Origin of the sequence: Pseudomonas fluorescens, from assembly GCF_002022275.1 — a bacterium.
GTDB classification, from domain to species: Bacteria; Pseudomonadota; Gammaproteobacteria; order Pseudomonadales; family Pseudomonadaceae; genus Aquipseudomonas; species Aquipseudomonas fluorescens_AJ.
The window spans coordinates 24,709-37,055 of the sequence record NZ_MSDF01000011.1; the positions used below are offsets into that span (position 1 = coordinate 24,709).

Annotated in this window: 13 protein-coding genes; 3 read left to right on the forward strand and 10 right to left on the reverse strand. The window is 59.4% G+C overall.

Features of this window, described 5'->3' with window-relative positions:
* Nucleotides 1-53: 53 nt before the first annotated feature.
* Both recJ and BFW87_RS05465 read right to left on the reverse strand, forming a co-directional pair.
* Nucleotides 54-1,763, reverse strand: a complete 1,710-nt coding sequence (gene recJ / locus BFW87_RS05460; protein WP_078738932.1) for a single-stranded-DNA-specific exonuclease RecJ — start codon at nt 1,761-1,763, stop codon at nt 54-56.
* Between the two features lie 175 nt (nt 1,764-1,938).
* A complete protein-coding gene (locus BFW87_RS05465) occupies nt 1,939-2,481 on the reverse strand; it encodes a YaeQ family protein (protein WP_078738933.1) in 543 nt (180 codons plus the stop codon).
* A gap of 148 nt (nt 2,482-2,629) precedes the next feature.
* Between BFW87_RS05465 and BFW87_RS05470 the strand changes: the two genes are divergently transcribed.
* Together BFW87_RS05470 and BFW87_RS05475 are read left to right on the forward strand one after the other, a co-directional pair.
* A complete protein-coding gene (locus BFW87_RS05470) occupies nt 2,630-3,829 on the forward strand; it encodes a CaiB/BaiF CoA transferase family protein (protein ID WP_078738934.1) in 1,200 nt (399 codons plus the stop codon).
* A complete protein-coding gene (locus tag BFW87_RS05475) occupies nt 3,829-4,713 on the forward strand; it encodes a TIGR02285 family protein (RefSeq protein ID WP_078738935.1) in 885 nt (294 codons plus the stop codon). The genes BFW87_RS05470 and BFW87_RS05475 overlap by 1 nt, the downstream gene beginning before the upstream one ends.
* A gap of 170 nt (nt 4,714-4,883) precedes the next feature.
* Here the strand turns inward: BFW87_RS05475 and BFW87_RS05480 are convergent, their stop codons facing one another.
* Nucleotides 4,884-5,168, reverse strand: coding sequence for a DUF3509 domain-containing protein (locus BFW87_RS05480; protein ID WP_078738936.1), 285 nt, complete (start codon nt 5,166-5,168; stop codon nt 4,884-4,886).
* A 314-nt stretch (nt 5,169-5,482) separates the two neighbouring features.
* Here BFW87_RS05480 and BFW87_RS05485 point away from each other — a divergent pair, with 314 nt between their 5' ends.
* Nucleotides 5,483-5,704, forward strand: a complete 222-nt coding sequence (locus BFW87_RS05485) for a hypothetical protein (protein WP_078738937.1) — start codon at nt 5,483-5,485, stop codon at nt 5,702-5,704.
* Between the two features lie 81 nt (nt 5,705-5,785).
* Here BFW87_RS05485 and thrC read toward each other — a convergent pair whose 3' ends face one another.
* The 7 genes from thrC to rimM form a co-directional block, all read right to left on the reverse strand.
* Nucleotides 5,786-7,195, reverse strand: a complete 1,410-nt coding sequence (gene thrC, locus BFW87_RS05490; protein WP_078738938.1) for a threonine synthase — start codon at nt 7,193-7,195, stop codon at nt 5,786-5,788.
* A gap of 67 nt (nt 7,196-7,262) precedes the next feature.
* Nucleotides 7,263-8,567: a homoserine dehydrogenase gene (locus tag BFW87_RS05495; RefSeq protein ID WP_078738939.1), complete on the reverse strand. Its 1,305-nt coding sequence runs from the start codon at nt 8,565-8,567 to the stop codon at nt 7,263-7,265.
* Nucleotides 8,568-8,696: 129 nt separating this feature from the next.
* Entirely contained in the window at nt 8,697-9,428 is a 732-nt protein-coding gene (locus tag BFW87_RS05500; RefSeq protein ID WP_078738940.1) for a disulfide isomerase DsbC N-terminal domain-containing protein, read from the reverse strand.
* Nucleotides 9,429-9,579: 151 nt separating this feature from the next.
* The gene (xerD, locus tag BFW87_RS05505) at nt 9,580-10,476 is read right to left on the reverse strand and encodes a site-specific tyrosine recombinase XerD (RefSeq protein WP_078738941.1); all 897 of its coding nucleotides are present in this window, start codon (nt 10,474-10,476) and stop codon (nt 9,580-9,582) included.
* Nucleotides 10,477-10,656: 180 nt separating this feature from the next.
* Nucleotides 10,657-11,007: a 50S ribosomal protein L19 gene (gene rplS / locus BFW87_RS05510; RefSeq protein WP_003175895.1), complete on the reverse strand. Its 351-nt coding sequence runs from the start codon at nt 11,005-11,007 to the stop codon at nt 10,657-10,659.
* A gap of 45 nt (nt 11,008-11,052) precedes the next feature.
* Nucleotides 11,053-11,826 (reverse strand): tRNA (guanosine(37)-N1)-methyltransferase TrmD, encoded by a 774-nt coding sequence (gene trmD / locus BFW87_RS05515; RefSeq protein WP_176159712.1) that lies wholly within the window; start codon nt 11,824-11,826, stop codon nt 11,053-11,055.
* Nucleotides 11,808-12,344, reverse strand: coding sequence for a ribosome maturation factor RimM (rimM, locus tag BFW87_RS05520; RefSeq protein ID WP_078738942.1), 537 nt, complete (start codon nt 12,342-12,344; stop codon nt 11,808-11,810). The genes trmD and rimM overlap by 19 nt, the downstream gene beginning before the upstream one ends.
* Nucleotides 12,345-12,347: the final 3 nt, after the last annotated feature.

A 12,347-nucleotide genomic window follows, 5' to 3' on the forward strand; every position in this document is an offset into this window, starting at 1 on the left:
CGCTCGCCACAACAAGCCAGCTCCCACATTTGTTTTTGCGGTGCCAACAAGATCTAGCGCGGTTCGATGTGCGCAATCATCAACTGCACGGTTTCATTGCCACGAAACTCGTTCACATCCAGCTTGTAGGCCAATTCCACCCACTTCACCGTCGGGTTTGGCCACACCTCGCGGTCCACGCCAAACGCAATGCCATCGAGCTTCACAGCCCCGCATTCGCTCTTGAGCACCACCTTCAGGTGCCGCTCCCCTACCACCCGCTGCTCCACCAACTGAAACACACCGTGAAACAACGGCTCGGGAAAGTGTTGCCCCCAAGGCCCGGCATGCCGCAATGCGCGCGCCAGCTCCAGGTGAAACTCTTCCACCGCCAGCGTGCCATCGGACAGCAGCCGGCCGGTCAGGTCTTCTTCACGCAGTTGCCGACGCACCTCAGCATCAAAGGCTTCGGCAAACAGCGGGAAATTTTCCTCAGGCAATGTAAGGCCTGCCGCCATGGCGTGACCGCCGTACTTGGCGATCAGGTTGGGATGCTGGCTCGCGACCACTGCCAGCGCATCACGGATGTGAAACCCTTGCACAGAGCGCCCTGAGCCCTTGAGCAGGCCATCACCGGCGTCGGCGAAGGCGATGGTCGGGCGGAAATAGCGCTCTTTCATGCGCGACGCAAGAATACCGATCACGCCCTGGTGCCATTCCGGGTCGAACAGACACAAACCATACGGCATTGACTCCACCGGCAAGTCCTTGAGCTGGGCGAGCGCCTCGCGCTGCATGCCTTGCTCGATGGATTTGCGGTCCTGGTTCATGCCGTCCAACTGCGCTGCCATTTCCCGCGCGGCGGCAACGTCGGTGGTGAGCAGGCACTCAATGCCCAGGCTCATGTCATCCAGACGCCCGGCGGCATTCAGCCGTGGACCGAGGATAAAACCCAGGTCGGTGGAGGTAATGCGCGAGGCATCGCGCTTGGCGACGTCGAGGATCGCCTTGATCCCCGGCCGCGCACGCCCGGCGCGAATGCGCTCCAGGCCTTGATGCACCAGGATGCGGTTGTTGGCGTCCAGCGGCACCACGTCGGCGACGCTGCCAAGGGCAACCAGGTCAAGCAGCTCGCCGATGTTCGGCTGCGGTGTGTTGGCGTACCAGCCGAGGCTGCGTAAACGCGCGCGCAAGGCCATCAGCACGTAAAAGATCACGCCCACGCCGGCCAGCGCCTTGCTCGGGAACTCGCAGCCTGGCTGGTTCGGGTTGACGATGGCGTCTGCCGCCGGCAACTCGTCGCCCGGCAAGTGGTGGTCGGTGACCAAGACTTGCAGCCCCGCCGCTTTCGCCGCCGCCACGCCTTCGACGCTGGAGATGCCGTTGTCCACGGTGATCAGCAACTGCGGCGCGCGCTGCAGCGCCACAGCGACGATTTCCGGGGTCAGGCCGTAGCCGTATTCGAAGCGGTTGGGCACTAGATAGTCGACATGTGCTGCACCGAGCAAGCGCAGGCCCAACGTGCCCACCGTGCTGGCTGTGGCGCCATCGGCGTCAAAGTCGCCCACGATCAGAATGCGTTGGCGCTGTTCCAGGGCCGTCACCAGTAAATCCACCGCTGCATCGATGCCTTTAAGCTGCTGATAAGGAATCAACCGCGCCAGGCTTTTGTCCAGCTCGGCTTCGGACTGCACCCCGCGTGCGGCGTAGAGACGGGTCAGCAGCGGTGGCAATTCACCGAGAAACGGCAGGACAGCAGGCAACGGGCGGGGATCGATACGCATGGGGTGACGGAAGCTTCTCTTCTGATAAAACGGTTAAACAGCAATTCTGAACACAACACAGATCAACTGTGGGAGCTGGCTTGCCTGCGATAGCGGTGGGTCAGGTGGCACATCTGCTGCTGATACACCGCTATCGCAGGCAAGCCAGCTCCCACAAAAGCCCGCTTAAGCAGGGTTAATCGCGTTCGCCGACCAGCCATTCCAGCTGCACTTCATGCTGGCCACGGTCGTCGGTCACGAAAATCGTGCCTTCACTGATCATCACGTCCCACTTGATCACGCGGGGCATGTCCTTGGCCAGGGTCTCGAGGACTTCCTGCGGCACAGCGGCGATGTGAACGTTTTTCAGGTTCTTCGCCACCGGCACCACCTTGCCTTCCCACACACGCAAGCTGCCGTAGGCCAGCAGGCTGGTGCGCTCGGTGCGGCGCGAACACCAGGTGAGGCGGTCGGCGTCGGGCTGGCCGACTTCGATCCAGTGCAAAACCCGGTCATCCAGGCTTTTTTCCCACAGGGCTGGTTCGTCTACATCTGACAGACCACGCCCGAACGCCAGTTGCTCGTTGTAAAACAGGGCGTAGGCCAGCAGGCGCACGGTCATGCGCTCTTCGGTTTCCGAAGGGTGGCGAGCGATGGTCTGTTTAACGCTCTCGTACACCGAACGATCGAGGTCGGTGAGGTTGAGTTCGAACTTGTAGGTCGTGGACGGCTGGGCCATGAACGGGCTTCTAGAGACAGGGAAAGGCGGCCAGTCTAACCGATGGTGAGGTCATTCAACGAATACTGCGCTGCATCATCCTTATCCCTGCGCTGCTCGCCTATGTTAAAAGGCATCACACCACCGCACCTGCTTGCCAAGGATCCTCATGTCGTTTAATGCCAAACCGCTTGCCGGCCTGAAAGTCATCGAACTGGGCACCCTGATCGCGGGACCGTTTGCCTCCCGTATCTGCGCCGAATTCGGCGCCGAGGTGATCAAGGTCGAATCCCCGGACGGCGGCGACCCGCTGCGCAAATGGCGCAAGCTGTATGAAGGCACCTCGCTGTGGTGGTTCGTGCAGGCGCGCAACAAAAAATCGTTGACCCTGAACCTCAAGCACCCGGACGGTCTGGCGATTCTCAAGCAGTTGCTGGCAGACGCCGACATCCTGATCGAAAACTTCCGCCCCGGCGTCCTGGAAAAACTTGGATTGAGCTGGGAAACCTTGCACGCCCTGAACCCGAAACTGGTGATGGTGCGCCTGTCGGGTTTTGGCCAGACCGGGCCAATGAAAGACCAGCCGGGCTTCGGCGCGGTGGGTGAGTCCATGGGCGGCTTGCGCTATATCACCGGCTTCGAAGACCGCCCGCCAGTCCGCACCGGGATTTCCATCGGCGATTCGATTGCCGCCCTGTGGGCGGTGATCGGCGCGCTGATGGCGTTACGTCACCGCGAAGTCAACGGCGGGCTGGGCCAGGTGGTGGATGTGGCGCTGTACGAAGCCATCTTCGCGATGATGGAAAGCATGATTCCGGAGTTCGACGTGTTCGGTTTCATTCGCGAACGCACGGGCAACATTATGCCGGGCATTACGCCGTCATCGATCCATACCAGTGCCGATGGCAAGCACGTGCAGATCGGTGCAAATGGCGATGCGATCTTCAAGCGGTTCATGTCAGCCATTGGCCGCGAGGACTTGGCCAACGATCCGGTGCTCTCCAGCAACGATGGGCGTGACAGCCGCCGTGATGAGCTGTACGGCGTGATTGATCGTTGGGTTAACTCGTTGTCGCTGGATGAGGTGGTCGAGGCGCTGAACAAAGCCGAGGTGCCCGCCAGCCGCATCTACAGCGCCGAAGACATGCTGGGCGACCCGCAGTTTCTGGCGCGGGAAATGTTCCTCAAGGCCCAGCTGCCGGGCGGCAAGGACTTCAAAATGCCGGGAATCGTGCCCAAACTTTCCGACACGCCCGGCAGCTGTGAATGGGTCGGGCCGCAACTGGGTGAACATAACAGCGTGGTGCTCAATGACTTGGGTTACGACGCAGCCGCCATTACCCGTCTGCGCGAGGATGGCGCCATTTGATGGTTCGCCATGCCCCGCGCTGGCTGGTTCAGCTGTGCTTCGCCGGCGTGATGGCGGGCGGCTGGCCGGTGCCCGCGAGCGCCGAGCAAACGCTGACCTGGTTGCTGCGCGACTTGCCGCCCGTGACCATCTTCGACGGGCCACAAAAAGGTCTTGGCGTGCTGGATCAGCTGTTGCCGATACTCAGCGAGCGCCTGCCGGAGTACCGCCACGAAGTGATGCACGTCAACCGCGCCCGTGGCATTCAAATGTTACGCGCAGCGTCCCTCACCTGCGACCCATCATTGCTGTGGACGGCCGAGCGCGCCCAGTACATCGTATTTTCCGCTCAGGCCTTCGTAGTGGCCAGCAATGGAGTCACCGTCCGACGCAGCCAGCAGGAAGCAATGGCGCCCTTTATTAAAGAGGGCCAATTTGACTTGCAAGCCTTGCTTCGCGCCCATACAGCGCGCGTGGGTGCAACCGCAGAGCGCAGCTACGGCCCGGTCATTGATGAACAACTCAAGCACGCCGCACCGGATTCAGTGGCGCTGCATTACGGCAATGATGCCCTTGGCAGCCTGCTGCAAATGCAGCGCCTTGGGCGGCTGGAGGCAGTGTTGGGGTATGCGCCCGAAATCCGCTACCACGCGGCGCAGCAGGGCATCGCGACTACAGAGCTGATGTTCTATCCCATCAAGGGCACGGCGCCTTACCAGCACACGCACATCGGTTGCTCGAACACGCCTGAAGGTCGCCAGGCCTTAAAGCGCATCAATCAGGTGTTACGCGACATCCCGCAGGAACCGCTGCAGCAATCCTACGCGGCATGGTTGGACCCGGTGATGCGTGAGCACTACCTGCGCGATAACCCGAGCTTTTTCCAGGATTCTCCTGAGCCGTGACAAATCCCGGGCAAAAAGAAACCCCGAAGAGTGGGGAGACACTTCGGGGTTAAACGTGGCCAACAAAGACCAGTACAACAAGCCACAAACACCGGAGCACAATGTTTGCTCTTGCTGTTAAAAAATCTGACCGGCCATGCTGTAGGAAGTTTCCTCAGATAAACATTTCTTCATGCGCAGGCAGCGCCACGGGTCTGAGCGGCATTACGCAAAGCGGCGATGACCGAGGGTTCCAGGCGCCCTTCGGCGATCTTCAAGTCGCGCAGCAAGCAATCCACCACATCCACCAATACGCGTTTATCCGTCAATTGCGCCCGGTCAACTTCACGCTCGACGACGATAGCGCCAGCGGGGTTCTTCACGGTCACCAAGCACTCGCCCTGCACACCGGAGGTGGTCAGCGTAACCTGATAAGGGCTCAGTGCTTCTTCGAGCAATAGGCTGATACTTTCCATCTCGATCACCACTCAATAGTTCGGGAACAATCGTTTCAACGGGAGCTGCATCTATCCTAAGTGACTGGTTCTGACGTAGGAAAGTTCGCTTTATCGTCTTTATGGGTTCGTCAGGGGGTGACGTAATCCAGCATGCGCTTGCAACATGACAGCCAGAAAACGGCGGCACATAACTGCTTACTCAATAGGTAGGCGTTTTGGGGGGTGCTGGAGGCTGAGACCGAGGGTCGATCCTATACTCGGTGAGTGCTGGTCATGCTGCCAGGCAGAGGAAAGCGCATGTCAAATGGCCCTTATTGCGAAGGATGAAGATGATGGTGGAAAACAAAGAGCAACAGGCAACGATGGAGAAAATGAATGCCGATGTGTGGCGTATTTATGCCGAAATATCACGCATGCAGGCTGAACAAGACAAACTCAAATCTGAATCTTTGAAGATTAATTGCGAGACTTTCTGGTACCCGGTGGCTATCGCAACAGGCTTCTATGCCGCCGTCGGCACCGTGATAGTGGTCGCGCAGAAACTCTTCTCGTAACGCTCGACCGGGCCTGCCATAAACAAAAAACGCCGCTGACCCAAGGAAGGGAAAGCGGCGTTTTTGTCTGTGCAGTTTGCCTTACAACGGCTTACCCCGATTCCCATGCTGGCTCACAAACGCCTGCACAGCCTTCAGGTCATTGGCCAATACAGTGCAACGTTCTTCACGCTCAAACAGATCAGCCAAATGCTCCGGCAACTCCAGCGCCTTGCCGACACCCGCCTTCTCCACTGCTTCCGGGAATTTGACCGGGTGTGCGGTACCGAGAATCACCATCGGGATATCCAGGCTGCGACGGCATTCACGTGCAGCCTTCACGCCGATGGCAGTGTGCGGGTCGAGCAGCTCGCCGGTCTGGGCGTAGACCTCGGCGATGGTTTCGCAGGTCTGCGCATCGTCCACAGCCAGGGAGTCGAATAGCTTGCGAGTTTCGGTCCAGCGCTCTTCCTCCACGCTGAAACCGCCACCGCTCTTGAAGGAATCCATCAAACCAGCAATGGCTGCACCATTGCGGCCGTGCATGTCGAACAGCAAACGTTCGAAGTTCGACGACACCATGATGTCCATCGAAGGCGACAGGGTGGCGTGCAGGGTTTCCTTGACGTACCCATTGCCGCTCATGAAGCGGTGCAGAATGTCGTTGCGGTTGGTGGCGACGATCAACTGGTTGATCGGCAGGCCCATGTTGCGTGCCAGGTAACCGGCGAAGATGTCGCCGAAGTTGCCGGTCGGCACCGAGAACGACACCGAACGCGCCGGGCCGCCCAGCTGCAAGGAGGCGTGGAAGTAGTAGACGATCTGGGCCATGATCCGCGCCCAGTTGATCGAGTTCACCGCAACCAGGCGCGTACCTTTCAGGAAGCTCTGGTCAGCGAAGCTGTTCTTGACCATTTCCTGGCAGTCATCGAAGTTGCCTTCGATGGCGATGTTGTGGATGTTCTCACCGAAGATGGTGGTCATCTGGCGACGCTGTACTTCCGACACACGCTTGTGCGGGTGCAGGATGAAGATGTCGACGTTTTCGCAGTGCTTGCAGCCTTCAATGGCGGCCGAACCGGTATCACCGGAGGTGGCGCCAATAATGACCACGCGCTCGCCGCGCTTTTGCAGCACGTAATCGAGCAGGCGGCCCAGCAGCTGCAGGGCGAAGTCTTTAAACGCCAGGGTCGGGCCGTGGAACAGTTCCAGAACCCACTCATTGCCATTCAGTTGGCGCAACGGCGCGATGGCATTGTGCGAAAACACGCCGTACGTCTCTTCCAGAATCTTCTTGAAGTCCGCATCCGGAATGCTGCCGGTGACGAACGGGCGCATCACCCGGAACGCCAGCTCGTGGTACGGCAGGCCAGCCCAGGAAGCGATTTCTTCCTGGGTAAAGCGTGGCAGGTTTTCCGGCACGTACAGGCCGCCGTCAGTGGCAAGGCCTGCCAGCAAAACGTCTTCGAAATTCAGGGCCGGTGCCTGGCCGCGGGTGCTGATGTAACGCATGACTGGCTCCTCTACAACATTCTCGAACAGAGGCCGCCGCACACACGGGGCCTCTGGAACAGATCGGTTAGTTCAAGTGCTCGACGCGGATGCGCACCACCGGGCCGACCACGCCTTGCAGGGCTTCAAGGGCGGCGATGGCATCGTTCATGTGCTGCTCGAGCACGCGATGGGTCAGCAGGATCATCGGCACCTGGCCGTTTTGCTCCTCGACTTCCTTCTGCATGATCGACTCGATGTTGATACCGCGCTCCGACAGAATGCTCGCCACCTGGGCCAACACGCCCGGGTGGTCCTGAGCCTGGATGCGCAGGTAGTAGGCGCTTTCACAGGCTTCGATCGGCAGGATCGGATGGGCCGACAGCGAATCAGGCTGGAAGGCCAGGTGCGGCACGCGGTTTTCCGGGTCGCTGGTCATGGCGCGAACCACGTCCACCAGGTCGGCGATTACCGACGAAGCCGTCGGCTCCATGCCGGCGCCGGCGCCGTAGAACAGGGTCGAACCGGCAGCATCACCGTTAACCATCACGGCGTTCATCACGCCATTGACGTTGGCGATCAGGCGGTCGGCCGGGATCAGCGTCGGGTGCACCCGCAGCTCGATACCCGCTGGCGTACTGCGCGCCACACCGAGGTGCTTGATGCGGTAGCCCAGGGCTTCGGCGTAGTTCACGTCGGCCGTGGTCAGCTTGGTGATGCCTTCGGTGTAGGCCTTGTCGAACTGCAGCGGGATGCCAAAGGCGATGGACGCCAGAATGGTCAGCTTGTGCGCCGCGTCGATGCCTTCCACGTCGAATGTCGGGTCGGCTTCGGCGTAACCCAGCGCCTGGGCTTCGGCCAGCACGTCTTCGAAGGTACGGCCCTTCTCGCGCATTTCGGTGAGGATGAAGTTACCGGTGCCGTTGATGATGCCGGCGACCCAGTTGATACGGTTGGCGGACAGGCCTTCACGGATCGCCTTGATCACCGGAATGCCACCGGCCACCGCCGCTTCGAACGCCACGATCACGCCCTTCTCGCGGGCCTTGGCGAAGATCTCGTTGCCGTGCACGGCGATCAGCGCCTTGTTGGCGGTCACCACGTGCTTGCCGTTCTCGATGGCCTTGAGCACCAGCTCACGGGCCACGGTGTAGCCGCCGACCAGCTCGATGACGATATCGATTTCAGGGTTGGTTGCTACTTCGAAGACATCGTTGGTAATCGCAATACCGGTCGTTTGGAACTGAGGCTTTGGCGAACGCGTGGCAATTTGCGCCACTTCAATCCCGCGGCCTGCGCGGCGGGAAATTTCCTCAGCATTACGCTGAAGTACGTTAAAGGTGCCGCCACCGACGGTCCCTAACCCACAGATGCCTACTTTGACCGGTTTCACTGAAGAACTCCCCATGAAACGGCCGACGCTAGGTCGGCCGTGGAAAACAGCCGCACAACTGCGGCTTTCAATTAATGACTCGCTGACTGATCAACGGGCCATGATCGTCAAAGGTTCGACGATGCTGGTTTATTTGGCACTCAACGCCAGTTTGGCAACTTGCGGTGCCGGCTGGTAGCCCGGAATCACCTGGCCGTCAGCCAAAACGATGGCCGGTGTACCGTTCACGCCGATCGACTGACCCAGTGCGAACTGCTTGGAAACCGGATTGGCACACTTGGCCGCCTTGATTTCCTTGCCATCGACCATTTTGTCCATGGCAGCTTTCTTGTCGGCCGAACACCACACGGCTTGCAACTGCTCGTCACCCGGCGAACCCAGGCCCTGGCGCGGGAAGGCTACATAGCGCACTTCCACACCCAGCTTGTTCAGCGCAGGCACTTCGGCGTGCAGCTTGTGGCAATACGGGCAGGTGGTGTCGGTGAACACGGTGATGTGGGTCTTGGTCTCGCCGATGGCCGGGTACACCACGGTTTCAGCCACTGGAATGCCGTTGATCAGCTTCGACACACCCAGGCGCTCGGCCTTCTCGGTGAGGTTGACCGGCTTGCCGTCTTTGAGCTGGAACAGGTAACCCTGAACGATGTACTGGCCGTCAGCGCTGGCGTACAGCACGCGGCTGCCCTTGAGTTTGACTTCATACAGGCCGGCCATCGGGCTGGCGCTGATGCTTTCGATCGGGGTGTCGAGCTGCAGGGCGGCCAGGCTCTTGCGGATGGTCTGCTCGGCAGCGTCATCGGCGAAGGCAAGGGTGGAAACCAACGCAATGGCTGCGGCGGCAATAATCTGGGTCAAGCGCATGGGAACTCCTGAAGGCAGATGCAGGGACGGGTGAGGAACACCGCTTGGAAACACGGGCCAGGACCGTCCCCTTTGCTAACCGGCAAAGCCTACCACAATTGGGCCCAAGGGCAGCCCGTGGCGGGCTAATTTGGGTTTTTACAGGATGTTTTCAGCCGCGTGGGTGATGCTTGGCGTGCATATCCTGCAAACGTGCGCGTGCCACGTGGGTGTAGATCTGGGTTGTGGATAAATCGCTGTGGCCGAGCAGCATTTGTACCACGCGCAAATCCGCGCCATGGTTGAGCAAATGGGTGGCAAATGCATGGCGAAGCGTGTGCGGCGAAAGGCTCTTGCCGATCCCGGCGACCCTGGCCTGATGCTTGATCCGGTGCCAGAACGCTTGGCGGGTCATCTGCTCGCCGCGCAAGCTGGGGAACAATACATCGCTGGGCCGCCCGCCGAGCAATTCCCCACGAGCGTCACGCATATAGCGCTCCACCCACACGATCGCCTCCTCGCCCATCGGCACCAGCCGCTCCTTGCTGCCTTTGCCCATCACACGCAGCACGCCCTGGCGCAAGTTGACCTGCTCCAGGGTCAGGCTGATCAGCTCAGTCACGCGCAGGCCGCAGGCATAAAGCACTTCGAGCATGGCACGGTCACGCTGGCCGATGGCTTCGCTCAAGTCGGGGGCGGCGAGCAACGCGTCCACGTCAGCTTCCGACAGGGATTTGGGCAAGGGCCTGCCGAGTTGCGGCATGTCGACTTGCAGGGTCGGGTCGAGAGCGATCAGTTTTTCCCGCAGCAGGTAGCGATAAAAGCCACGCACACCCGAGAGGAATCGCGCCGTCGAGCGGGGTTTGTAGTTCTGCTCCAGGCGCCAGGCCAGGTGGTCGAGGATCAGCTCGCGGCCTGCATTGATCAGCTCGAGGTTTTTTTCCTGCAGCCAACCGTTGAACAGGGCCAGGTCACTGCGGTAGGCCTGACGGGTATTGTCTGACAGGCCTTTTTCCAGCCACAGGGCGTCGAGGAAGCGGTCGATCAGAGGGTGGTCAATGGCGGGCATGGGGACTCAAGCTGATTATTGGGGGCACGGGCAGATCCTATCGCAGGCAAGCCAGCTCCCACAGGGAAATGCATTCCACCTGTGAGATGGCTTGCCTGCGATGGCCGCGACGCTGCAGACAAATTTCAGGCACAAAAAAGCAGCCCGTAGGCTGCTTTTTTCTGCATCGGGAAGCTGGACTTAAGCCAGTTTTTCCTTGATGCGAGCTGCTTTACCGGACAGGTCACGCAGGTAGTACAGCTTGGCTTTACGTACGTCACCGCGACGTTTAACGGCCATGCTGTCGATTTGCGGGCTGTAGGTCTGGAAAGTACGCTCTACGCCAACACCGTTGGAGATTTTACGAACAGTGAAAGCACTGTTCACACCACGGTTACGCTTGGCAATTACCACGCCTTCGAACGCTTGCAGACGCGAACGGTCGCCTTCCTTCACTTTCACCTGAACGACAATGGTGTCGCCCGGGGCAAAGGTAGGGATCTCTTTGGTCATCTGCTCTGCTTCGAGTGCAAGGATGATTTTGTTAGTCATGCTGTGCTCCTAAGGTAAGTCAATGGACCTACCATCGATACGTTGTTAACTATCGTCCCGCGCGAGGATGTATTCCTCGAGCAGCTTCTTCTCTTCTCCAGAAAGCGAGCGGCTTTCCAGAAGATCGGCGCGTCGTTCATAGGTCCGACCAAGGGACTGCTGTAAACGCCAACGCCGGATGTGTGCGTGATTGCCACTTAGCAATACGTCGGGAACACGCTGATCCGCATACACCTCCGGTCGGGTGTAGTGCGGGCAATCCAGCAAACCATCCGTGAAGGAATCTTCCTCCGCGGAGTCCGCATGCCCTAAAGCTCCAGGCAGCAGTCGTGTAACCGCATCTATCAGGACCATCGCCGGCAGCTCGCCGCCAGACAGGACATAGTCCCCAATCGACCACTCTTCATCGACATGAGCTTCAATAAAACGCTCGTCAATGCCTTCATATCGACCGGCAATCAGGATTAAGGCCTCCTCATTCGCCAGTTCGCGGACCCCAGCCTGTTTCAGCTGACGGCCTTGAGGGGACAGGTAAATTACCTTCGCCTTCTCCCCGGCGGCGGCCTTGGCCTGAACCAACGCGTCTTCCAGGGGCTTGATCTTCATCACCATGCCCGGGCCACCGCCAAATGGGCGATCGTCCACAGTGTGATGTCGATCCGTCGTGTAGTCTCGCGGGTTCCAACAGGTGAGCTGCAACAGCCCCTGTTTCACCGCCCGACTGGTGATGCCGTACTCGCTGATGGCGGAAAACATCTCGGGAAACAAACTGATCACTTCAATGCGCAGATTAGCCACGCTTAGAAGTCCGCATCCCATTCCACCTTCATCTCGCCCGCTGCCAGGTCGACGGCCAACACGCATTGCTTCGTATAAGGCAACAGGCGTTCGCGATCATCCAGGCTGCCAGCGCAAGGCTTGACCACCATTACATCATTGGCGCCGGTTTCCAGAAGATGATCGATTTTCCCGAACAATTGCCCGAGTTGATCAATAACCTTCAGACCTTCCAGCTGGTACCAGTAGTACTCGCCGTCGGTCAATTCAGGGAACAGGTCTCGCGGCACGCAGATCTCATAACCGGCCAGAAGACGAGCTTCTTCACGATCATCAAGACCCTTGAGCTTTGCGACCAGGAACTTATCGTTCCCGCGTCCACTGACCAGCTCGACCTGTTTCACGCTACCTTCGCGCTTAAGCGTCCAGGTTTTGTACTGCAACAGGTTTTCAGTCGGATCAGTAAAGGAATACACCTTCACTTCGCCGCGAACGCCATGAACCGAGTAAATCTTGCCGATAACGATCAAATCATCAGCAACAGCTGGCGTCGCGTTCATATT